The sequence below is a fragment of the Nocardia sp. NPDC087230 genome (genome assembly GCF_044744725.1).
Lineage (GTDB): Bacteria > Actinomycetota > Actinomycetes > Mycobacteriales > Mycobacteriaceae > Nocardia > Nocardia canadensis.
This window is the reverse complement of the sequence record NZ_JBIUYV010000006.1, coordinates 129,107-151,045: the sequence shown is the minus strand read 5'-3', so window position 1 is coordinate 151,045 and position 21,939 is coordinate 129,107. Positions and strand designations below refer to the sequence as shown.

Annotated in this window: 17 protein-coding genes; 13 read left to right on the top strand and 4 right to left on the bottom strand. The window is 66.5% G+C overall.

Annotated features, from left to right (window positions below; all coding sequences use genetic code 11):
* The first annotated feature begins 116 nt into the window (after window positions 1–116).
* From ACIO52_RS21595 to ACIO52_RS21585, 3 genes are read left to right on the top strand one after another with little or no spacing between them, the layout of a single operon-like run.
* Entirely contained in the window at window positions 117–392 is a 276-nt protein-coding gene (locus ACIO52_RS21595; RefSeq protein WP_316574470.1) for a hypothetical protein, read from the top strand.
* The gene (locus ACIO52_RS21590) at window positions 389–2,704 is read left to right on the top strand and encodes a PEP/pyruvate-binding domain-containing protein (RefSeq protein ID WP_316574471.1); all 2,316 of its coding nucleotides are present in this window, start codon (window positions 389–391) and stop codon (window positions 2,702–2,704) included. The genes ACIO52_RS21595 and ACIO52_RS21590 overlap by 4 nt, the downstream gene beginning before the upstream one ends.
* Window positions 2,701–5,565 (top strand): alkaline phosphatase D family protein, encoded by a 2,865-nt coding sequence (locus tag ACIO52_RS21585; protein ID WP_402646179.1) that lies wholly within the window; start codon window positions 2,701–2,703, stop codon window positions 5,563–5,565. The genes ACIO52_RS21590 and ACIO52_RS21585 overlap by 4 nt, the downstream gene beginning before the upstream one ends.
* 114 nt (window positions 5,566–5,679) lie before the next feature.
* Here the strand turns inward: ACIO52_RS21585 and ACIO52_RS21580 are convergent, their stop codons facing one another.
* Window positions 5,680–6,282: a TetR/AcrR family transcriptional regulator gene (locus ACIO52_RS21580; protein WP_218719063.1), complete on the bottom strand. Its 603-nt coding sequence runs from the start codon at window positions 6,280–6,282 to the stop codon at window positions 5,680–5,682.
* A 227-nt stretch (window positions 6,283–6,509) separates the two neighbouring features.
* Between ACIO52_RS21580 and ACIO52_RS21575 the strand changes: the two genes are divergently transcribed.
* Both ACIO52_RS21575 and ACIO52_RS21570 read left to right on the top strand, forming a co-directional pair.
* Window positions 6,510–7,733, top strand: coding sequence for a hypothetical protein (locus ACIO52_RS21575; RefSeq protein WP_402646175.1), 1,224 nt, complete (start codon window positions 6,510–6,512; stop codon window positions 7,731–7,733).
* A 224-nt stretch (window positions 7,734–7,957) separates the two neighbouring features.
* A complete protein-coding gene (locus ACIO52_RS21570) occupies window positions 7,958–9,742 on the top strand; it encodes a phytoene desaturase family protein (protein WP_402646172.1) in 1,785 nt (594 codons plus the stop codon).
* 236 nt (window positions 9,743–9,978) lie between these two features.
* On the opposite strand, the gene ACIO52_RS21565 is transcribed toward ACIO52_RS21570, so the two are convergent.
* Both ACIO52_RS21565 and ACIO52_RS21560 read right to left on the bottom strand, forming a co-directional pair.
* On the bottom strand, window positions 9,979–10,443 hold the full coding sequence (locus tag ACIO52_RS21565; protein ID WP_402646170.1) for a YybH family protein: 465 nt from the start codon (window positions 10,441–10,443) through the stop codon (window positions 9,979–9,981).
* Window positions 10,440–11,039 carry an NADPH-dependent FMN reductase gene (locus ACIO52_RS21560; RefSeq protein ID WP_402646167.1) on the bottom strand — a complete coding sequence of 200 codons (600 nt, stop codon included), beginning with the start codon at window positions 11,037–11,039 and terminating at the stop codon, window positions 10,440–10,442. The genes ACIO52_RS21565 and ACIO52_RS21560 overlap by 4 nt, the downstream gene beginning before the upstream one ends.
* A 128-nt stretch (window positions 11,040–11,167) precedes the next feature.
* Here ACIO52_RS21560 and sigJ point away from each other — a divergent pair, with 128 nt between their 5' ends.
* The 6 genes from sigJ to ACIO52_RS21530 all read left to right on the top strand — a co-directional run bounded on the left by sigJ (window position 11,168) and on the right by ACIO52_RS21530 (window position 17,436).
* Window positions 11,168–12,058, top strand: coding sequence for an RNA polymerase sigma factor SigJ (gene sigJ / locus ACIO52_RS21555; protein ID WP_402646164.1), 891 nt, complete (start codon window positions 11,168–11,170; stop codon window positions 12,056–12,058).
* A gap of 418 nt (window positions 12,059–12,476) precedes the next feature.
* Window positions 12,477–12,896 carry an Hsp20/alpha crystallin family protein gene (locus ACIO52_RS21550; RefSeq protein WP_402645986.1) on the top strand — a complete coding sequence of 140 codons (420 nt, stop codon included), beginning with the start codon at window positions 12,477–12,479 and terminating at the stop codon, window positions 12,894–12,896.
* Window positions 12,897–12,915: 19 nt separating this feature from the next.
* Window positions 12,916–13,182 (top strand): hypothetical protein, encoded by a 267-nt coding sequence (locus tag ACIO52_RS21545; RefSeq protein ID WP_342800120.1) that lies wholly within the window; start codon window positions 12,916–12,918, stop codon window positions 13,180–13,182.
* A 322-nt stretch (window positions 13,183–13,504) separates the two neighbouring features.
* Window positions 13,505–13,906 (top strand): cold shock domain-containing protein, encoded by a 402-nt coding sequence (locus ACIO52_RS21540; RefSeq protein WP_342800121.1) that lies wholly within the window; start codon window positions 13,505–13,507, stop codon window positions 13,904–13,906.
* Between the two features lie 932 nt (window positions 13,907–14,838).
* On the top strand, window positions 14,839–16,173 hold the full coding sequence (locus ACIO52_RS21535) for a lipase family protein (protein WP_402646159.1): 1,335 nt from the start codon (window positions 14,839–14,841) through the stop codon (window positions 16,171–16,173).
* Window positions 16,174–16,215: 42 nt separating this feature from the next.
* The gene (locus tag ACIO52_RS21530) at window positions 16,216–17,436 is read left to right on the top strand and encodes a PucR family transcriptional regulator (protein ID WP_402646157.1); all 1,221 of its coding nucleotides are present in this window, start codon (window positions 16,216–16,218) and stop codon (window positions 17,434–17,436) included.
* Window positions 17,437–17,963: 527 nt separating this feature from the next.
* Here ACIO52_RS21530 and ACIO52_RS21525 read toward each other — a convergent pair.
* Complete coding sequence (locus ACIO52_RS21525; RefSeq protein WP_402646154.1) at window positions 17,964–18,596, bottom strand: TetR/AcrR family transcriptional regulator; 633 nt, start codon at window positions 18,594–18,596, stop codon at window positions 17,964–17,966.
* Window positions 18,597–18,697: 101 nt separating this feature from the next.
* Here ACIO52_RS21525 and ACIO52_RS21520 point away from each other — a divergent pair, with 101 nt between their 5' ends.
* Complete coding sequence (locus ACIO52_RS21520) at window positions 18,698–20,431, top strand: DUF3556 domain-containing protein (RefSeq protein WP_402646151.1); 1,734 nt, start codon at window positions 18,698–18,700, stop codon at window positions 20,429–20,431.
* Window positions 20,431–21,861 carry a phytoene desaturase family protein gene (locus ACIO52_RS21515; RefSeq protein ID WP_402646147.1) on the top strand — a complete coding sequence of 477 codons (1,431 nt, stop codon included), beginning with the start codon at window positions 20,431–20,433 and terminating at the stop codon, window positions 21,859–21,861. Before ACIO52_RS21520 ends, ACIO52_RS21515 begins: the two co-directional genes overlap by 1 nt.
* Window positions 21,862–21,939 lie beyond the last annotated feature (78 nt).

Sequence of the window (21,939 nt, the reverse complement as noted above, 5' to 3'; positions counted from 1 at the left end):
GGCGCGGCGTCGGCTGAACGACCCGCCCCCGTCCGACTCGAGGAGATCAAGATGAGGAATGTTCGCACCGGCACGGGAGTTGCGCGATGAGTGTCGGCGACCATGCGCGAGGGCTGATGATCACAGTCGGCGCGATCTCCCTCATCGGGCTGGTCGATGCCGCCGCCGGGCGCAACTGGGATCTGGCGGTCGTCTTCGGCGCGAGCATCGTGTTCACCGCCGCGGCGGCCGTCCGGCTGTCCGGTGCACGGCGATCCATCGGTCTCCGCGACGATCTGACTCGATGGCTCGAAGATCGCGCCGCCGCGGGCGACGAGCCGGTGGAGCGGGTCGCCGATCGTGCCGTCGCCGCCTACCGTCTGGGCCTCACCAGTGGGAACGACCCGGCATGACGAGCATCGACACGCTCGGCGCCACCGCGTCGGCCGACTGCACCGAGGTGCTGATCCTGTCGGGGGCCGGGTGCAGCGGAGGCCTCGTCGGCGGCAAAGCCGCAGCGCTGGACCGATTGATCGGCTGGGGCATCCAGGTCCCCGCGGCGGCCTGCGTGACAGCAGCGGCATACCGTGCCGTTGCCCGTCGGCCCGCTGTCGCCGAATTGCTGGCGCGTCTCGATCGCGGTGAGCCGGTGCCCGCCCCTGAAGTCGATGCCGCGTTCTCCCGCGCGGGTCTTCCCCGGACCCTGATCGACGAGGTGTGTGCGGTCGCGGAGCGGGTAGGCGCAGGCCGCGCCGTGGCCGTGCGCTCCTCGGCGACGGTGGAGGACATGGACGCGTCGTCGTTCGCCGGTCAGTACCACTCGGTTCTCGACGTCGATCCCAGCGACCGGGCGGCCGTCGAAAGCGCTGTGCTGTCAGTCTTTTCCTCGTTGCATCACCCGGCGCCCCGCGCCTATCGCCGTGCGCTCGGCATCGACGACGAGGGCGTGGCGATGGCCGCGCTGATCATGTCGATGGTGCCCGCGGTCCGGGCCGGGGTGTTGTTCACCCAGGATCCCACCGGTCCCGCGGGGACAGTGCGGATCGAGACCGTGCGTGGATTGGCGGAGACGCTGGTCTCGGGTAAGCAGACGCCGCGAGTAGTGCTGGTGCCGGACGGGAAGGTGCCGGCCGAAGCCCCGGCCGAAGCCGCGGAATTGGTCACCGTCGCGCGCGAGATCGAACAGCGAGCCGGGCGCCCGCAGGACATCGAATGGGCCTGGGACGGACTCCGGCTCTGGATCGTCCAGGCCCGGCCGATCACGGTGAACGCCGCGGATGAGGACCCCTGCGACACCGACACGCGGGACTTGCCGGGCGCGGAATTCACCACCGCGGGCATCGCGGAGATGCTTCCCGGAGTGCTGCCGCCGCTGCGCTGGGATGTCTGCTCGTTCATCGTCGAGGAGGCGCTGCGGGCGATGTTCGACGATCTCGGCACGCTGCCCCTCGGCGCGATGACCGCGCCACACCAGCTGCTGGTCCGGCTCCACGGGCGGGCGGCCCTGGACGCGGCGGTCACGGGATCGGCGATCGCACCGGATGCCGCGCGCGGGCTCGCCGCCCGCGTCGCCGCGCTGCGGCACCGAGCTCGCGCGGCGCGAGCCCGGCGCCGCGCCGTATTCGACGCCGACGTCGCGATCCACGCCGCACAGGAAATCGACCGCACCGCACCCCGATCGGAGGTGCTGGACGACAGCGAGCTGATGCGCTACCACCTTGCGCTGATCGATCTGTCCACCCGGGCCATGGCTGCCGAGATCACGGTCGCGGCGGACGCGGGCGCCATTCACGAAGGGCTTCGGTTGCTGCTCGCGCGGTTCGGTTCGGCGGCGGACGCGGCGCGACTGGCGGCTACGTCGACCGTTCCCGGGTCGGTCATCGTGCCCAGTCCGCGAGCATCGATGGCGATCCCCTGCGGCCCGACCTGGGCCGAGTCCGGGCAGGAACCGCCGACCCGGTCACCGCGCGCAACTGCGCCGAGCGCGATCGAGGCGGTCATGGAGATGATCGACAGGGGCCCGCGACGCCCCAAGTCCGACATCGGCCGCTGGCTGCGCCTGCGCCAGGTGGAACGGCTCATCGATGAGGCGCGCGGACAGTTCGAGCGCCGCGAACGAGTCAAGAGCGCGATCCTGTTGCTGGGCGGGGAGATCCGCCGGGTGCATCTGGAACTCGGTCGACGGCTGGTGCGGGACGGTGTCCTCACCCGCGCGGCGGATATCGAATTGCTGACCGTCGGTGAGTTTCGGGCGGCCGCGCGCACGAGGCGGCTGCCCGTGCCCGCGGTGCTCGATCGCCGTCGGCGCCGGGTGCTTCGTCAAGAGCAGCTCGAGCCGCTGCCACAGAACTTCCGAGGCGACCCCGGCACAATCGCGCCCACCACGGCCACGACCGGACCGCAGCTGCAGGGTTGGGCCGCGGGTAACGGTCGATTTCGCGGTGTCGCGCGTCGGCTGACCCGACCGGATCAGCCGCTGGGCAACGACGAGATTCTCCTGGCGACGACCACCGACCCCTCTTGGGCACCGCTGCTGATGCGCTGCGGCGCGATGGTGATCGAGCAAGGCGGTCCACTGTCACACGCCGCGATCCTGGCACGCGAATTCGGCGTGCCCGCCGTGTTCAACCTCCCCGGCGCCGCACGCGCGCTCGACGGACGCCGCGTGGAAGTCGACGGCACCACAGGGACCGTGACGATCCTCGACGAAGGAACCACGCCATGACCTACTCACCCCGTGACCGCGCCCGCGCCGCGTTGCTCGGTGTCGATCGGTTGCACATCTTCGTCCCCGCCATCATGAGCGTCGGACTGTTGTTCTGGCTGGCCAGCGAATTGCGCGAGCTCCTGCGCAGCAGCGATGACGCCTCGCGCGCCAAACGAGCGAGCATCGCCGGGCACGCGGTCGCGCGTAGTGCGACCGCCACCGGCGAGCCCGATACCGCCGCAGCTCGTGGCCTGCGGCCGCGGCCGGTCTATCTGCTGATCGCCTTGACGCTCGCGGGTGGGGCTCTGTACGTGACGATCGGATCGGTCGCCAACTTCTTCCAGCAGCCGGGCTGGGTGGCCGATATCGCCTGGTTGCTGAGCCTGTCGCTCGCGGTGGCGGTGGCAGCCGCCTGCTATGCGGCAGTCGCCGCGGTCGTGTTCGTTCGCTACCCGGCACCACCTTCTCGTTTGACGCGAGTGCTGACCAACACCCCGCTGACCACCCGGCCGGTGGACGGCGCCGAGTGGCTCGCTCGCCCACCGTGGCAGCTCGGCGCCGGGTTCATGGCGGCCACCGCGGCCTCCGCTCTGCTGTCGCTGGTCGTCGCCGCGTCGCCGTATGTGGTCGACGGCTTCGACCGCACGGCCGCGGCGTGGTTCGACGGATTGTCCGCGCCCCTGTGGTCCCGGTTCACGGCTGCGGCATTCGACACGAGAACCGTGCTGGTACTGGTGGTTCTGGTCGGGCTGGCCTCGCTACGGTGCCGGGCGCTCGCCGTCGGCTACGCGGTCGCGACGGGGTTCGGATTGCTGGCCAGTGTCGCGTTGCGGGCGGCGATCGAGCGCCCGCGCCCGGGTGACGGGGCGTTGGCCGGTGCGTGGGATTCCTACCCGAGTGGCCATGTCATCCAGGCTGTCCTGATCGCCGGTCTGGTGCCGCTGGCAGTCGCGTCGTTGCTGCATCGCCGCCGCGTGATCTCCCTGCTCACCACGGTGATGGGACTGGCGGCCGCTGCCGCCGCGATCGATCGGGTCGCCGAGGGACTGCATTGGCCCACCGACGTACTCGGCGGTGCCGGTATCGGCCTGGCGCTGGTCCTCGGAGCCCGGTGGGTGATCGAGCAGCCCCGTGCGCACGTCGCCTGCCGGAGCTGTCTGTGGTCGCCACATCCGCAGCAGCACCATTCCCCGCGCGGGGTGATCCCGTTGACGATCTCCGGAGCTCGCCTGGTCCGCGTGCTCGCCCACCTGTCGGCGGCCGCTGCCGCGCTGACCCTGGCCGTGTTGACCATGACCGTCGGAGTGCCGTCGAACGGCGAAGGCTTCGTCTTCGGTTCGCGTATCGAAACGCCGGTGCAGTTGACTCTCGCCGCCCTGGTTTCGCTCGGTGCGTTGATCTCCTGGCGCTGGGAGGCGGTGGGCGCGGTACTGATCGCGCTCGCGGCCAGCTGCCTCGGGATCTTCGCCGCCATCGAGTACGAGCCGGTCTACGCGATGCTACTCACGGGTGGCGCGATGGTGCCCGCAGTGTTGTTGTGGCTGAGCTGGCAGCATCGGCGTACCGCGCTCGAGCTGGTGATCCTGGCGGTGGTCACGTTGCTGTTGCTCGTCGGCACCTGGGTCGGCGCCAATCGGGTGTACGCCATCTATTTCGGCCCTACGCATCCGGCGAGTTCAGCACCCGTACTCGACGTGGATCGCGTCGAGTGGTCGTGGTCGGGCGGCTTGCGCAGCGACGGGGTGACGGTCAATGCCCGGCTGGCCGACGGTCACAGCCGCGCGAGCGCGCGGCTCACCGCGGCGGACGGAGCGGTGGTGGAGTCCCCTGCTGTCGCGGCGGGCGAGCATCGGATCGCGCGAATGGAGGTCGACGGGCTCCGCCCCGGCACCGACTACAGCTATACCGTCGTCGTCGATGGGAAGCCGGACGGTACCCGCGGCGTCGGGCACCTCCGCACACCGGCGGTGGGGCCGTTGTCGTTCCGCGTCACCGCGGGCTCCTGTGCCAGGGTCGGGTCGGATGGCGCCGTCTTCGACGCGTTGGCCCGCGAGCGCGGGCTGCTCCACCTGGCTCTGGGCGATCTGCACTACGGGAATATCGAAAGCACTGTTCCCGGGCCGTTCTTCGCCGCGTACGACCGGGTCCTGACCAGCCCCGGCCAATCCGCGTTCTATCGCGGCAGTCCGGTCGCCTACGTGTGGGACGACCACGACTACGGCCCCAATGACGCCGGGGCGGACTCGCCGGGCAGAGAAGCGTCGCGTACTGCGTTCGGCACGGTTGTTCCCCACTACCCCTTCGTCGCGCCGGAGGGGACGATCAATCAGGCCTTCACGATCGGGCGGGTCCGGTTCGTCATGACCGACGACCGATCGGGTGCCACGTCCGATTCGGTGCTGGGTGCCGCACAGCGGGCCTGGCTCGTCGATGAGCTGGTGCGTTCGAGTCGCACACATGCTCTTGTCGTCTGGGGGAATTCCTTGCCGTGGATCGGTGCCGCGAATCCGGGGGGCGACGGCTGGCCTGGGCATCCGGAGGAACGTCGATACATCGCCGACGCGATTGCCACGGCCGGCATGCGGAACCTCGTGATGGTCGGTGGTGACGCGCACATGGTGGCCATCGACGACGGCACCAACTCCGACTACTCGGCACAGGGCGGCGGCGGATTTCCCATCCTGCAGGCGGCGGCTCTGGACCGTCCCGGAAGCGTGAAGGGTGGGCCGTACAGCCACGGCGTCTTCCCTGGCGGCGGGCAATACGGAGTGCTCGATATCACCGACGACGGCAACCACGTCGCGGTGACGTTGACCGGTAAGCGCTGGGACGGAACGACGCTCACGAGCTCGACCTTCGCCGTGCCGCCGCGTGATTGAGACGCGTACAGGGTGCGCGTTCCGCCCACGTCGCAGCATCAGTCGACCATCGACCTGGTGTCGCAAGGTGGGCCGGTCGACAGGGCAAGGACTTCTCTCCTGCTCGACAGCTCGCTAGAGGAGGCCGGCCACGGAGTGGATCAACTCGACGGCGTCATGATCACGTAGTTCGGTCGGCTGAAGCCGGCCGATCTGGATCGCGGCCAGACCATGGACGATTGACCAACACATGAGCGCGACATCTTCGACGGGCTGATCGCTTCGCCACCCCTCTGCTTGCGCGTCGCGAACGGCGCTGGTGAGCACCTGCCACGTGGTATCGAGCGACTCGCGAAGTTCGATCATCGTATGGTCGAGCATTTCCGAGCGGCTGATCAACGCGAACAGTGCCGGGCGGCTGACCGCGAACTGTATGTAGGCGGCGCCGATGGCCACGACGAGGTCCTTGCCGTTGGTTCCCGCTGCGTGCGCGGCCGACCGTGCTTCGCTCATCTGGGAGCCGAGCAATCGAATGACTCGAACCGCCAGCGTCGTGAGCAGGCCGGTCTTGTTCTTGAACAGGTGCCCTGGTGCTTGATGTGACACCTCTGCTCGACGCGCGATCGACCGCAAACTGGCCCGGTCGATGCCGACATCGTCGATCTCGGCGACAGCGGCGACGAGGAGTCGGTCGTGTAGTGATTGCACAGAGGGCACGTCAGCTGTGGCGTCGCTCATGGGTACGTGTCTACAGCCTGTCGGCCTCCGGTTCTGAACAGGGCTGACGGATGCCCTCGCCGAGCGCCGCCGCTACCGCGATGTGGGGATCCGGATGTCGAGGCCACCGGCCCACTTGACAGTGTCAAGTGCTGTATGTGACAGTGTCACATACAGCACTGAAGGGTTCTATGGCGGCGCACGGCGCCGGGAGCCCGGAGATGGTCATTCCCAGGAGGTTGCAAGCAATGGCGCCCCAGTTTGTTCGTTCGTCATCGTCGTTCGAGCCGCCGACGGGACATACATCCTTCGACGCTCGAGTCGCCGATGCTGTTGCTGCGGCGTTGATACCGGCGCGGGAGGTGATCGCGTCAGCCGAGGAAATCGACTATGAAGCATGGGATCACGTGGGAGATCCTCTGGGCGAGGCGCTGATCGCGGATATGCGAGCGCGGAACATGATGAAGGGAGATCTGATCGCCAACGCTCGTACGTTGCGTGATCAGGGAATTCGAAGCGCGGTCGACTTCCTGGCTGAAGTCGAGTATGTGCCGTCCTGGCTGAACTTCGACGAACTGCAGGATGGCGTCGACTGGGCTGCTCGCAACCCGATCGGATTCGCCCTGGGCTTCCATGGCGCGCTGCCGTGGAGTTACCTCGATAGCCACACGGCCGCGGTTTTCGCCGCGACCGGGCGACTACGCGACGGTGGTGACTACAGTCGGCGCCTTTTCGAAACCGCCCGGGGCTTCATCTCGACGTTCGATGTCGAGGGCATGAAACCCGGCGGTCAGCAGTGGGAGACGTGGGTTCGGGTACGACTCATGCACACCATGGTTCGGATTGGGCTGCAAAGAAGCGGCAAGTGGACGCTCGACGGAGTGCCGGTCAGTTCCCTCTCGCTCGGTGCAGGTGTATTTCTGTTCGGTTGGTACCGCGCAGCGATCGCGCAGTGGGTTGCCGGACCGACGAGCCGGCGCGAAATCGAGTCCTGGATGCGGATGTGGCAGTGGGTTGCACGGCTCCAAGGTGCCCCGGTGGAGTGCATTCAAAGTTCCCTCGATGTACAACGCGACATAGACGCTCGCATCCTCGGGCTGTTGTACCGGCCAGACGCGCAGAGCAAGGCGCTTGTTGCGGCGAACTACCGAGGCCTGTCCGAGACAACGGGGTTTCGCGCGCTGCCGTTGAAGGCTCATGAAGCCATCGGCTGGAACCTGCTGAAACTGCCCGCCTCTACTCGGTACGGGGGCCTGCGGGTCCCCGAGGAGTTGGGGCTTCGGCGCCACAAGCTGCTGACGCCGATCGTGGCCGCTATGGCGGCAGGATTGCGCTTCGTTCATCAGATCTACCGAATACCGCTTGTGCGGAGGCGCGCCGCATCCGCGGGAATCAAGTTCATGGCAGTTTTCGTCGAACGAGGTCTCGCGGGCAAAGACGCCGATTTCCGCACCCACGTACTGCCCGGCTAGACCGTCTCCGGCGCAGGTGACAGCTAGCGACGCCATCGGCGACACCCCGCTGTCCCATAATCCGCGGGACGGGCATCATGCCGCGCCACGACTGGCGATGGTTTCAGCGTGGTTCGAAGAAGTCGTGGACCGTGACCGGGTGGTATGCCCCCAACGAGAAACATGTCGGAATCAATACCGGATTGGGTTGACGCCGTACGGGCGGATGCCGGAAAGGAACTGCCATGTCGCAGCACAACGGCGCCGCTTCAAAGGGGTTCGACGCTGTAGTCGTCGGCGCGGGCCTTGGCGGACTGTCGGCGGCTGCCCATCTCTCAGCGGCGGGTAAACGAGTGATTCTGCTCGAGCGATACTCGGTACTCGGCGGCTCATCGCACGTCTTCCGACGTCGCGGCAGCTGGGAATTCGATTGCGGAGTCCACTATGTCGGCGATTGCGGGCCAGGAGGCATCGTTTCGGCGATGATCCACGGACTCGCACTCGACGACCGTATTCAATGGCTTCCGCTGGAAGAGTCGGCATTCGACCGCATTATCGCTCCGGACTTTGCTCTCAACGTGCCGGTCGGCTGGGAATCATTCCTCGCCGAGCTCCTTGTAGCGTTCCCCGACGAGCAGAGGGCTGTTCGCCGGTTTCACTCGATCATGCACCGACTCGCCGACAGCCTGGATCGTCGTGGCCCGCATCGCCCGGCGGCGACGCTGGCGCGGTGGGTTGCCGCGGCGGGTTGGGCGGCGCCGTTCCTCGCAATGCCCTATGCCGCCACCCTGGCCTCGTGCGGATTCTCGCCACGTGCCGTACTCGCGCTGTCGGTGCAATGCGGAGCGCTCGCCTCGAGTTCACTGAGCATGCCGACGGCGGCAATGGCGGGCTTCTACCAGGACTATGTAGGCGGAGGCGCCTACTACCCGCGCGGTGGAGGACAGGTCCTGGCAGCTGGGTTCGCTGAGGTGATCACCTCGCATGGTGGCACTATCCGTACCAACGCCGCGGTCGAGAAGATCTTGGTGGACAACGGGCGGGTTACTGGGGTGCGGCTGATGAGTGGGGAGGAGATCGCCGCGGCTGCAGTGGTCTCCGACGCCGACATCATCAAAACCTACAAGGAGCTGGTCGGTCTCGAACACCTACCCAGGCTTCATCGCGAACGTGTCAAACACTGGTCGATGTCGCATCCGTTGATCAATGGATTCTTCGGTGTCGAATTCGACGTCCACAGCCAGCTCAACAGCAATTATTTCGCGATCCCCGACTGGGGTGTGGCCACGTCGTTGCTTTCGTTGACCCGCTTTTCGCGGAGTGTTATCGACGGCAAGGGATTCTGCGACGGACGTGCTTGGGCACACGCGATGGCGGCGCAGCAGCCGATGTACCTGCAGTCCTCGTCACGCCGTGACCCGGACCATGCCGCCGCGCCCGAGGGGCACGCCACGATCGAGGTGCAGACGATCACCCCGGCCGATCCGAGGCTGTGGGGATTCGACGGCTATGACGTCGAATCGGGCGAGTACCGCAATACTCGCCGCTACAACGAGATCAAGAAGATCGTGCTCGACGGAATGCTCGAACGGATGGAGCAAGCCTATCCGGGGGCGTCGTCGCGGGTTCGGCTCGCCGAGTTGGGAAGCCCTGCGACCCAGACTCGGTTCGTCGGAAATACGGCAGGAGCACCCTTTGGGCTTGCGCTTCGCCTCGACCAGGCTGGACCACTGCGTCCGGGGACCGAAACCCCTGTCCGTGGCCTATTTTTGGCCGGAACCAGCACGGTATGGGGCCCGGGAACAGTCGGCTCGATGCTCAGCGGCGCGTACGCTGCTGCGGCGATCACAGGTCGTGACCTGGTCGGTGAGATTCGACGAGGCCAGGTCATCGCCGACCCGAAGCGGCTGTCGACGTGGCCGGGAAACTTCGATTCGCTCGCAGCGACTCGACAATTCAGCCGCGCCGCTCCGGGCAAGCGGGCGCGTACGAACGCGCCAGCGATAAGCCCCCATGGATCCGATACGTAATCCGCAGCGCCGACAGAGTGTATTCAGGGCCTCACCGGCGGTGGCACGAAATCGACGCCGGCTCCTGTGGACCTCGGCGAACCGGTGGATCCACCGGGAAGGCGCTCGTCGACACGGCGGAAGGCCGCCACAGTCATCGTCGCAGTCCTGATGCCCGGTGGGGCAATCCGGGCGATCAGCACCAGCGGGGATCGCATCCGGCGCGATCTCCGGCGGATGTCGACGTAGGCGTGTGCTCAGGGCTCGAGCTCGACCATGCCATGACCGGTCGAGATATCGAGCGGCACCGACACCTGATCGTGCGAGATCAACCAGGTGTCGTCGATCTTGCGCATCCCGTAGGTGACACGGACCCACATGCCGTCCGTTTCCGCCCCATTCCTGAGCGTGCCGCGCAGGCGAGCGAACGCGTGCCCGAACGCCACGTCCTCGCCCATGGTGAATGTCAGGTCCCGGATTTCGTAGGTCACCGTCTCGAAGACCTGGAACACCCGGGCCCAGTTGTCGAGTTTCGCGGTGATCCCGACATGCTGGAGTGGCGGCTCGACATCGAAGGAGACGACATCGGCGGTGTAGGCCTGTCGGACGGCCTCGAGGTCTCCGGCGCGCAGACCGTCGATCACCTTCGCGATCTGGCGGCGGAGCGGGGCGTCGTCCCTGTGGGTGCGGTCGGCGTGCGAAGGCGAGCTGGGTACGGTCATGATCGGGATCCTCTCGAGGTGACGAGGGTGGGGTCGGTGCCCGCCCGTAGTGGCGCGAGCGCGGTGCTCCATGCCACCAGCTGATCGAGCGTCTTGCCCAGGGCGGCGACATGGTGGTCACGCGGGGTGAAAGTGGTGTGGTTCTCGAAATCGGTGAGCAGCGAGATCTCCACCGGGCGGCTCACATCGGCCATGCGCAGCGTGCTGCACACCACCCGCAGCTGCGCGACCGCACGAGCGCCGCCGCTCACCCCGTAGGAGACGAATCCCACTGCCTTGTCGGTCCATTCGGCGCACAGATGGTCGATGGCGTTCTTCAGCACGCCGGGGACGCCGCCGTTGTACTCGGGGGTCACCATCACGAAACCGTCGAACGGCGCGATCCGCTCCGCCCAGGCACGGGTATGGGCGTGCACCGACGGGCCGAACATCGGCGGGGTGGCCTCGTCGAGATGCGGTAGCGGGTGATCACGCAGATCGATCAGCTCGAATTCGGCGTCGTCGCGTCGCGATGCGGTGTCCAGGACCCACTGCGCGACTTGTGGGCCTGTGCGGGAGGGGCGGGTACTGCCGAGGAGGATGCCGATTCTGATCATGTTCGAACTCCTGGTTTGCTGGGCTTCTCGACCTTCCGACGACACAGCCGTCCGGAATGTCAGGTCACCTCACACATCCGAGCGGTATTTCGTCGGAAGATGCAGACCAGGAGACCGCAGGAGCCGACATGACCGACCCGCATCTGAACACCGTGATCGCCGAGCGCAGGCAGCTGATCAATCTCGCCTACCGGCTGCTCGGCTCGCTCGCCGAAGCCGAGGACGTCCTGCAGGAGACCTATGCGCGTTGGTACGCGCTGTCGGACAGCCAGCGGCGGCAGGTGGCCTCGCCGGGCGCGTGGCTGACGACGGTCGCCAGCCGGATCTGCCTGGATCTGCTCGGTTCCGCGCGCGTTCGGCGGGAACAGTATGTGGGCGAATGGATTCCGGAGCCGGTGCCGGGTCACTCCGACTGGTTCGGTAGGCCTGGGCCCGCCGATCCCGCGGACCAGATCACCCTCGATGAATCGATCAGCATGGCCTTTCTCGTCGTGCTCGATTCCATGACGCCGGCCGAGCGGGTGGCGTTCGTTTTGCATGACGTGTTCCGCTACACCTTCGCCGAGGTCGCCGATGTGGTCGGGCGCACCCCCGCGGCCTGCCGTCAGCTCGCTTCCAGTGCTCGCCGCCGCATCGACTCCGCGCGGGGTGCGCCGGATGCCCAACGCGCCGAGGTGGTCCGGGACTTCAAGCGGGCCTGGGAAGCGATGGATATCGAGGCGCTGGTCGGGCTGCTGGATCCGCGGGCCGTCGCCACGGCCGACGGTGGCGGCCTCGCGTTGTCGTTCCTCGACCCGATCGTCGGCGGCGAGCAGATCGCCGCCGCGTGGATGCAGATCGCTGCCCGCGGCCTCGCGCCGACCCTCACCGAACGCACGGTGAACGGACAGCCCGGGCTGGTCGCCGAGCTCGACGGCACTGTCGTGTCGGTCTACGCCTTCGATATCGCCGACGGCCGGATCACCCGTATCTGGGTGATCCGGAATCCGGAGAAGCTGCGGCCGTGGACGGCCGACTGAACCCTGGGTCGAGTCAGCCGGACGCGGCAGCCGGGCCGAGAGCCTCCAGGGGGTGTTCGAGCAGAACGGAATTCCCAGGACAGATGGGCCGGGTATCGGTCTGCGGGGTTGTCGGTGTCAGGCGGTCGCCGCGACCGGGGCCGCTGCGATCATCCAGTTGCTGAACTCGTCGGCCAGGTGCCATTGGCGCCTACCGCATGGTGGCGGGGGATCGCCGTGCCAGCGCAGTGCAGGGTCGCCGGGGGAGGGCGGGGAGATCAAACGGCGTCCTCACCTCGATTCTGTGGTTCTGTATCAGATTACTTGGTTCTGCTGCTTGCACTCATCTGGGTCGAGTGCTAAATAATATCTATGTCGGATGACAGAGGTTATCTGGCGACGATCCTATCGAGAATGGAGTGAGTTGGAGGTGGCGGCCATGTTGATGCGCACCGATCCTTTCCGTGATCTGGACCGGTGGAGCCAGCAGGTGTTCGGCACGGCGGCGCGGCCGGCGGCGATGCCGATGGATGCCTGGCGTGAGGGGGACGAGTTCGTGGTCGAGTTCGATCTGCCGGGGATCGATCCGGACTCTTTGGATCTGGATGTCGAGCGCAATGTGGTGACGGTGCGTGCGTCGCGGCCGGGTCTGGATGCGGATCGGTCGATGATCGCCGCGGAGCGTCCGCGTGGGGTGTTCAGTCGTCAGTTGTTCTTGGGGGAGAGTCTGGATACCGATCGGATTCGTGCCGACTATCGCAATGGGGTTCTGCGTGTGTCGGTTCCGGTGGCGGAGAAGGCCAAGCCTCGCAAGATCGAGATCTCGCGCGACAGCGAACTCCAGGCCATCGACGCCTGAGCCGGGGTGGAGGTCGACGATGTCAACCTCGATCATCAACTACGGCAACGACACCGGCCGCGGGCGGGCGTGGTGGTACGACACCGAGCTGGTGGCCCTCGATCCCGACTACGCGGCCCTGGTCGCCGAGATCGACGCCATCGGCGCCCGAATGCGAGGGTGTCCGCCCTGCGTGGGTGACTCGCCCGGGTTCCGCCCGAGGCCCCCGGCGCCGAGGCTGCGATCAAGCCGGTGGCCGACGAGACGGGTGGCGCCCACCCAGCGCAGTCCTCCGCCGCTGGAGTAGCCGCTGGTTTCGATCCGACCCTGTTCTCGACGAGGAGGTGATGGGTATCGACCGATTCCCGAAGAACTCTTCCAAGGAGCTCGATCCGACTCCCCTCGAGTCCGGTGGCCGAACCCTGGCGGGGGTTCGGCCACCGGCTCCGGTTCCGTCCGGTGTCTTACCGAAGCCTCTCTGGCCGACCTCGCCGACCAGGAGGCCTTCGTCTTCGACGACGACCCGAGTTGGGCCTGGATGTCACCGCGGTGCACGCGGGCGAATCCGCCCGCGTTATCGACACCCGCTTATCTGTTCGACTGTATCGACCAAGCATGGAGCGTTCCCTGTGCCGACGACGACTTCTCTTGCCTCGCCTGCTGATCCGCATACCCCTCCGGACCCGCACCGGCACCCCGGTGCCGACGCCATCGCCTGGCAGCCCGGCCGAGTCGACTGGTTCGATGCCGAGAAGGGGTTCGGGTTCCTGACTCCCGACCACGGCGGACCCGCGGTGTTCTGCGACTACACCGCCATCGACACCCCCGGCTACAAGACGCTGCACGCCGGGCAGCGCGTGATCTTCACCGCGACCGACACCGGCCGCGGCCCGGAGGCCGTCCGGATCCTGACCTACGACGAGCCTGCCACCGACATCGACGCCATCGCGTCGACTCCGCTGCCGCGGGCCGGCGTGCGGCAGCTGTCGTGGTCACGCCGTACCCGCTGCCGACGAGCACTGGCCGCCTGACCCCTAGCCGATTGCGGTGCGACATGCCGCCGCCCACCCGGTCACGATGACCGCAAGGTCGCAGTGTCGAAACCTGTCGGCGGCGCTCGGTCGAGCTCTGGCATCGGCACGGGACGTCACCCCGCGTAGCGACCCCCGGCAGTGGAGTAAATCTGTTCTGATGAGTGTAGACATTCTCGAGGCAGAGGTATATAGTCGCTGACGTTCCAGTGGAGAGATCAGATGGCCGGGCAGGCGAACTGCCCGGGTTGACAGTTCGACCGTCCCCTCCGGCGGAGAAGAGAATCCGGTGCACTCGGCCGGACCGCCGGAGGGGGTGAATACCGCAAGACACCGCAGGTAGAACCGACGAAATTGGAGGTGGTGGCCACTGCACAGTCATTTACCAGTCCCGCATCCCGGGAGTTGTCGGATGCGGTGTCTCAGATCGGCCCTTACGGCCGTCGAACTCATGTGAAACCAATCCCTCAGTCGTACATCAAGGCCCCGGCGCCAGCGCGCCGGGGCCTTCCGGTGTCGAAGCCGAGGCGCTTCGTGCGGCACCCGAACATCGACCCCGCCAACCGCCCCGTGCCGCGGACAAACTCGACGACGACACCTACCCGACTTACAGCAGCCGGGATGGGACAGCCGTGCCGTCGAGCAGGTTCCCGCGGCGAGGTGACTGACCTGTACTTCGCCGCCCCGGTCGGCGCCGATGGCTGATTCCGTGGCAGCCGCAGCCGGCATTGCCGGCGCCGTCAACCCCGCAGCATCCGGCCGGCAATGTCGATCAAGACTGGTGAAACGACTCGGATTCGATTGTGCACACGCACTAATGCCGGCATCCACTGCTGGGATCGTGCCGAAGACTCCGCGCTGTGTCATGCGATGTTCTTGTCTGAGGTGCCGGGAGGCTTTCGACACTTCATGGCAATGACGCTGGAGGTTCAATGGGTAAGACGTGGTTGCGGCACTTGACTGTCGCGACGATATCCGCGGCAACTGTGCTGGTCAGTGCCGGTACCGCGGCGGGTGATGCCACCGATATCGCATTCCCTCCAGACCAGAACCAGTTACCGCAACTGCCGGCGGAACCGCAGCTCTACGATCTGCTGCCGATTCCGACGCCCGCGGAAGACCGCTGGTACGACGATCCAGAGGACCTCGCGTCCTACGCGCCGGGGCAGATCGTGCGCACGCGGGAGGTTCAGACTCGCCTGGTCGGCATCCCGTTCCCGGTGTACACCAAGCAACTGCTGTTTCGGTCCAACGACGTCCACGACAATCCGATCGTGACGGCGACGACTGTGATCGTGCCGGGCATTCCGTGGCAGGGCAGTACCCGGCCGGTGGTGTCGTTCCAGGAAGCCATCGACTCCACCGATTCCTCCTGCAATCCGTCCTACACGTTGCAGGTCGGAACGATGAAGGAGTCCGCGCTCGCGATCTACTGGCTGATGCAAGGCTTCGCCCTCAACGTCCCCGACTTCGACGGCAAGTTCAATACGTTCAACACCTACGCCGAGGGCAAGATGGTGCTCGACAGCCTGCGCGCGGTGAAGAACGATGCGGGTCTGGGCCTGACCGATGCCGGCATCGCGCTGTACGGATACTCCGGGGGTGGCTCGGGCTCGATCCGCGCGGCCGAATTGCGCGCGACCTACGCCCCCGACGTGCGGCTGCTCGGCACGGCTATCGGCGGCACCCCCGGCGACCTCACGGCTATCGCGAGGTACGCGGTGCAGCCGCAAAGCGGTCTCGCGGGTATCGGCAATTTCACCATGTGGCTCGGGTTCGCGGCCTTGGCGCGGGAGTATCCGGACGTGTTCCGCCCCGAGGAATTGCTGACCGAGGAAGGCCGGCAACTGCTGCGCGATTTCCAGTCCCGTTGCGTCATCACCCTCGCCCCGTCAGGTATCTATCGCCCACTCGGTGCCTATTTCATGCCGGGCAAATCGTTGGAATCCGAAGCGGCGATCTTGCGAGTGCTGGAAGACAACAGTCTCGGCAAGTACATTCCGGACACCCCGATTCTGTGGTGGCACGGCATCTGGGACGAGGTCGTGCCACCGTCGACAGTGCTGCCGACAGTGGACAAGTACTGGGACAGCGGAGCGAACCTGCGGTTCATCACCGTTCCCCTGCCCGAACACGGGGTGAATGCCGTCACCGGCTGGATTCCGTCGGTAGCGTGGACCAGTGCCGTCTTGCGCGGCTTGCCTCCGGGCCCGACGTTCAATCTCGGGTTCCCCGCACCGCTGCCCGAAGGCTTCCCGGGCGCTTGAGTGAATCGGTCGCCGCTTGGGACCGGTGTCTTAGGAGGGCACATGACCCAGAGGTATTCCCCTGAGCCCGGCGTCGCGCGCGACAAGCAGTGGCAGCAGGTCGTCGAGCGGACGCACGCCAAAGCGGCCGGCTTGGCCGCCACCCTCAAAACCGATGATCTGCTGCCACACTCCATGCTGGACGCGGACTTCGTACCGAGCGTTCAACTCAACATCGCACTGTTCTTCCAGTCGCTCACCATGGACCACGAGCTGTCCAGAGACGACACGCGCCCGATCGTCGAGCGGGCGATGCGGCTGGTCCGTGACGGCATGTCGCTCGAGGAGATCCTGACCAATTATCGCGTCGGCACCGCGTTCCTGTGGAGTCAGTCCATCTCGGCCCTCGAACCGGACGAGTACCCGCTGCTGCCGGAACTCGGGCTGCGCCTGACCAACTACCTCAACCTGGTGGTCACCCATATCGCCACCGTCCTGATCGAGGACAGTCGCCAGCCACGCTGGGACATCCTGGAACGCCAGGGCGAGATCGCCGCCGACCTGCTGGCTGGACGCGAGGTCAGTGGCGGGACAGGCGCACCCGAAATCCCTATCGCGGAGGCGTTTCTCGTTGCCGCGGTACGGCTCGGTGAACCCGCGCCCGGCACTCTCACCGCTCTGCGTAACCGGCTGGGGCTGCTCCCAGGTACATTCCTCTACCGCGACAACGGCGGCTGGATCGCGCTCGTCCCTCTGCGTCCGGCCGACGAAGACGATCCAGCGGCCGCGCTGTCGAGTCGAATCGGTTTGTCCAACAATGCTATTCAGCCTGAATGCTGGATCGGAGTCGCGACCGCACGCACCCGGGCGGACATCCCCGGGGCGTACACCGAAGCGCAGACCGTCGCCGAGACCGCCCGCGCCCTGGCCCGGCCCGAAACGATCTGCACCCGAAGCCACATGATGTTCGAATACTCCGTGGCAGCGGGTGGAGCCACCCTCCCCGCCCTGGCCGCGCTGCTCGATCCGCTCGCGGACCATCCTGCGCTGCTGGAGACGCTCGATGTGTTCATAGACCGCGAGTTCAACCACAATGCTGCCGCCCAGGTGCTGTTCATCCACCGCAACACAGTCACCTATCGGCTCTCCCGCATCGCCGAACTGAGCGGCTACGACCCGCTGCTGCCCAGTGGCGTTTCCACTCTGATGGCCGCGCGGGTCGCCCAGCGCATCGTCACCTACCCTGCGCGCACCACGGATCCTCCTCGGCGCCGCGCCGATTGATCTCGGGATTTGGATTCACAGCCCTCCCGGAGCACGCCCAGTTCTCCGCGGCGAAGCCGACTGCTTCGTCGTCCGCGACCGCAGTCGTCACCAGCGACGTCGACGTCGGTGTCTGCTGACGTGCCCCACCAACCATCCAGGATGAGCACATCGGGCGGTGGGTGGTTGTGCGTCGCGACATTGTCTGTGGAGATCTTCGATCCGGCCCAGCTGCACGGCCCGACGGCTGTGAGCATCGAGCGGAAACTCGCGTTCGCCGAGTCTTGTCGAGCCCCGTCGACGGCCGCGCCGGCGGGCGCAGTCGAACTCGGACGACGCATTTCGCCGCCACGTCCGGTCTGGGTGGCCTCTTCGCCTTCGGCGGCGGCGAGCGGCACAGCCCGAGCAATCGGTAGTAGTCGAGGCGCTGATGGGCTTGCCGGGAAGTGCTCGGCACGCATTGGTGGCTACCGGCCTTCCTGGGCCGATTGGTCCCCCTGGAGTGGTAGACGTCGACCAGTCGAAGTTCATCATTGACAGCGGGTGTCTTAACTGTCAATGTGATGCGAATCCAGAGGCAGTCCAAGGGCTGGTACGAGAACGCGGTGCAGGTAGCTGCGCAGTATCTCGGGCGAGCGGGATCGGGCGCTCTCGATGGTCAGCAGCGAGAGCTCGAAGCGCAGATAGGTCTCGGTCATCTCGTCGAGGAACGGCTCTCGCTCAGGCAAGTAGGACAGGATCGGTTCAAGAAAATGCCGGACAGTTGCGATGACGTCGGGTTCGAGCGCATGCGCTCGAGTCTGTGGCCAATCCAAGACGGGGATCAGCGGCGAGATGGCCGGATTGCGTCGGAATTCTGCCATTGCGGCCAAACAGAGTTCGACCACGAAAGCCGCGGCCGTGGGCTGGGTCCGCGCCGTGGCGAGGATGCGTTCGGAGGCGGCCGTCGCCGCGGTCTGCACGGCCTCGAGAATGATGTCCTCGCGGGTCGTGAAGTGGTTGTAGACCGTCTGGCGAGATACCCCGGCCTCGCGGGCGATCGCCGTGATCGACGTCCGGTCGACACCGAATCGCTCCAGGCATCGCGACGCTGCCTCGATGATGCGATCTCGCGGATCCTGCGCGGTGGAACCGGTCGGCACACGCCACGGGACACGGCGCGGCACGGCGTTCTCGGTCATGCATCCCCTTCCACCCCGTACCCGGCGGGGTCTCGGCGGCGGTCTCGAAGTGTCGAACGGCGTAGTCGATTGCTGATGTCGTTGCGCAGGGAGAGTATCTGATGGGGTTCTTCGAGCAGGAAGTCCCGGAGATCGACTTCGAGCAGTGGAGCAAAGGCACTCGCGCCGAGAAGATCATGCCGATGGCCCGGCATTGGGCCGAGGTCGGTTTCGGAACACCCGTCGTGCTACACCTGTTCTACGTCGCGAAGATCGCGCTGTATGTGCTCGCGGCGTGGTTGATCATGCTGACCACCGACGGTATCGACGGCTTCACCGATGTCGCAGACTGGTACGCCGAGCCGATCGTGTTCGAGAAGGCCGTGCTGTACACGATGCTGTTCGAGGTCGTCGGCTTCGGCTGCGGCTTCGGCCCGCTGAACAACCGGTTCTTCCCGCCGATGGGGTCCATTCTGTATTGGCTGCGTCCCCAGACGATTCGCTTGGCGCCGTGGCCGAATCGGATCCCGCTGACCGCGGGCGACAGCCGCACGCTGTGGGATGTCGTGCTGTACGCGGCGCTCCTGATGGCACTGGTGACCGCGTTGTTCTCCGACGGCACCGGCCCCGTCCAGGCGCTGGGCACCGACATCGGAGTGCTGCCCGCCTGGCAGATCTGGACGGTGCTGGGACTGCTGGCGGTTCTCGGCCTGCGAGACAAAGTCATCTTCCTCGCTGCGCGAGGCGAGGTGTACGGGTCGTTCACCGTGGCCTTCCTGTTCGCGAGCTACGGCGTCGACATGATCCTCGCGGCCAAGCTGGTCTGCGTCGTCATCTGGATGGGCGCGGCCACCTCCAAGCTCAACAAGCATTTCCCTTTCGTGATCTCCACGATGATGGCCAACAATCCGGTCTTTCGACCGCGATGGATCAAACGGCGATTCTTCGTGCGCTTCCCCGATGACCTCCGCCCGAGCTGGATCGCGAGGTGGTTGGCGCATCTGTCGACCGTTGTCGAAATGGTGGCACCCGTCGGACTGCTGCTCTCGCACGGTGGCTGGTCGACCTGGGTCTTCGCGATCATCATGCTGGGTTTCCACTTCGGAATCCTGTCCTCCATTCCCATGGGCGTGCCGCTGGAGTGGAACGTCTTCATGATGTTCGCCGTGCTGGCGCTGTTCGTCGGGCAGGCACCCGTCGGACTCGGCGATATGACCACCCCACTGCCTCTGGTTCTGCTGGGGGTGTTGGTGTGCATCGTCATCATCGGAAACCTCTTTCCCCGCAAGGTGTCTTTCCTTCCGGGGATGAGGTACTACGCCGGCAATTGGGATACCACCCTGTGGTGCGTGAAGCCGTCGGCATCGGCAAAGATCGAAAAGAACGTGGTGTCGATCGCGAGCATGCCTGCCGCGCAGTTGGAGCGCTTCTACGGCAGCAAGGAGGCCGCGCAGATTCCGATGTACATGGGATACGCCTTCCGTGCCTTCAACACCCACGGCAAAGGGTTGTTCACCCTCGCGCACCGGGCGATGGCCGGGCTGAACGAGGACGACTACGTGCTCGTCGACGGCGAACGCATGGTATCCACCGTGCTCGGCTGGAACTTCGGCGACGGCCACATGAGCAACGAGCAGCTCGTCGCCGCGCTGCGGAAGCGCTGCGGATTCGAGCCGGGCGAAGTGCGCATCGTGATGCTCGATGCCCAGCCCATCCATCGGCAGCGCCAGCAATACCGCCTCGTCGATGCGGTCTCCGGTGAGTTCGAACGCGGCAGTATCGATGTCGCCGACGTCGTCGATCGTCAGCCTTGGGACGATACGGTGCCGGTGTCGGTCGCGTGGAGTCTGCGCTGATGTCGAGCGCACTGGTCGTCGGCTCGGGTCCCAATGGGCTGGCCGCGGCCATCACGCTCGCCCGGGCCGGCGTGCGGGTCACGGTCGCCGAAGCCGCCGACACCATCGGCGGCGGATTGCGGTCCAGCGAACTGACGCTTCCCGGACTACTGCACGATCACTGCGCCGCGATCGTGCCGAGCGCCGTCGGGTCGCCGTTCATTCAGTCGCTGGATCTCGAATCCCACGGGGTGCGGTGGGCTTGGCCGGACATCGATCTCGCCCACCCGCTCGACGGCGGAGGTGCCGGGCTGCTCTACCGGTCCATCGACCGGACCGCCCGGGAGCTGGGCGTCGACGGGCGTGCCTGGCGCGCGCTGATGGGCAGACTGAGCCGCGACTACGACACGCTCGCACCCGACATCTGGGCGCCGATGGTGAAGGTACCCGGTCGTCCCGTCGAGTTCGGACTCTTCGCGGCCGCGGGCATCGTGCCCGCCACCGTGCTGTCACAGGCCTTCCGAACTGCTGAAGCCCGAGCCCTGTTCGCGGGCAACGCCGCTCACGCCTGGACGCCGCTGACTCGTCCGCCGACCTCGGCGATCGGACTGATGTTCGGCGCCGTGGCGCACAGGCACGGGTGGCCCTGCGTGGTCGGCGGAACGGGACGGCTGGCCGACGGCATGGCCGGTGTGCTGCGCGCACTGGGCGGTCGCATCGAAACCCGTTGTGTCATAAAAGAAGTACACCAACTGACCGGTTTCGATTACGTGATGTTCGATACCGGTCCACAGCTGCCGCTGCGGCTCCTCGGTTATCGCCTGCCGGGGCGTGTACGGCGCGCGCTACGCCGACATCGCTACGGCGCGGCGGCCTTCAAGGTCGACATGGCTGTTCACGGCGGGATTCCCTGGTCCAACCCCGCGGTCGGAGCCGCGGGGACCGTTCATGTGTGCGGAAGCTACGAGGAGGTCGTCGCGGCCGAGCGGAACACCTTCCGAGGCGTGATGCCGGAACGTCCGTTCGTCCTGGTCGCTCAACAGGCCGTCATGGATCCCAGCCGTGCGGTCGGTGACATGGTGCCCATCTACGCCTACGCGCATGTGCCGCACCGATACGACGGCGATGCGACGGCGGCCGTCATCGGCCAGATCGAACGGTTCGCGCCCGGCTTCCGGGAACGTATCGCCGCCATCCACGTCAGCACTCCGCGGGAGCTGCAGCGCTCGAACCCCAACTATGTCGGCGGGGACATCAACGGCGGAGCCCTCGACCTGGTGAATCTCATCGCTCGCCCGAGGCTTTCGCTGGATCCGTACTGGCTCGGTGTCGACGGCCATTACCTGTGCTCCTCCTCGACACCGCCCGGTACCGGGGTGCACGGCATGTGTGGACATCTCGCCGCGCTGTCGGCGCTTCGCCGCGACGGTCACGCCCCACGTCGGCGGTGACACCGTCACGGCGGGGCTCCGGTTGCTGGGGCAGGCGTTCGGCTGCTGCATGGCTGTCGACACCGCCCTGGCCACCAT

Bases quoted from the DNA above. Each gene is read 5' to 3' on its own strand.
- ACIO52_RS21525 (WP_402646154.1), bottom strand. From the start codon at position 18,596: ATGACCGAGAACGCCGTGCCGCGCCGTGTCCCGTGGCGTGTGCCGACC.
- ACIO52_RS21515 (WP_402646147.1), top strand. From the start codon at position 20,431: ATGTCGAGCGCACTGGTCGTCGGCTCGGGTCCCAATGGGCTGGCCGCG.
- ACIO52_RS21535 (WP_402646159.1), top strand. From the start codon at position 14,839: ATGGGTAAGACGTGGTTGCGGCACTTGACTGTCGCGACGATATCCGCG.
- sigJ (WP_402646164.1), top strand. From the start codon at position 11,168: ATGACCGACCCGCATCTGAACACCGTGATCGCCGAGCGCAGGCAGCTG.
- ACIO52_RS21560 (WP_402646167.1), bottom strand. From the start codon at position 11,039: ATGATCAGAATCGGCATCCTCCTCGGCAGTACCCGCCCCTCCCGCACA.
- ACIO52_RS21520 (WP_402646151.1), top strand. From the start codon at position 18,698: ATGGGGTTCTTCGAGCAGGAAGTCCCGGAGATCGACTTCGAGCAGTGG.
- ACIO52_RS21570 (WP_402646172.1), top strand. From the start codon at position 7,958: ATGTCGCAGCACAACGGCGCCGCTTCAAAGGGGTTCGACGCTGTAGTC.
- ACIO52_RS21545 (WP_342800120.1), top strand. From the start codon at position 12,916: ATGTCAACCTCGATCATCAACTACGGCAACGACACCGGCCGCGGGCGG.
- ACIO52_RS21580 (WP_218719063.1), bottom strand. From the start codon at position 6,282: ATGAGCGACGCCACAGCTGACGTGCCCTCTGTGCAATCACTACACGAC.
- ACIO52_RS21550 (WP_402645986.1), top strand. From the start codon at position 12,477: ATGTTGATGCGCACCGATCCTTTCCGTGATCTGGACCGGTGGAGCCAG.
- ACIO52_RS21565 (WP_402646170.1), bottom strand. From the start codon at position 10,443: ATGACCGTACCCAGCTCGCCTTCGCACGCCGACCGCACCCACAGGGAC.
- ACIO52_RS21585 (WP_402646179.1), top strand. From the start codon at position 2,701: ATGACCTACTCACCCCGTGACCGCGCCCGCGCCGCGTTGCTCGGTGTC.
- ACIO52_RS21595 (WP_316574470.1), top strand. From the start codon at position 117: ATGATCACAGTCGGCGCGATCTCCCTCATCGGGCTGGTCGATGCCGCC.
- ACIO52_RS21530 (WP_402646157.1), top strand. From the start codon at position 16,216: ATGACCCAGAGGTATTCCCCTGAGCCCGGCGTCGCGCGCGACAAGCAG.
- ACIO52_RS21575 (WP_402646175.1), top strand. From the start codon at position 6,510: ATGGCGCCCCAGTTTGTTCGTTCGTCATCGTCGTTCGAGCCGCCGACG.
- ACIO52_RS21590 (WP_316574471.1), top strand. From the start codon at position 389: ATGACGAGCATCGACACGCTCGGCGCCACCGCGTCGGCCGACTGCACC.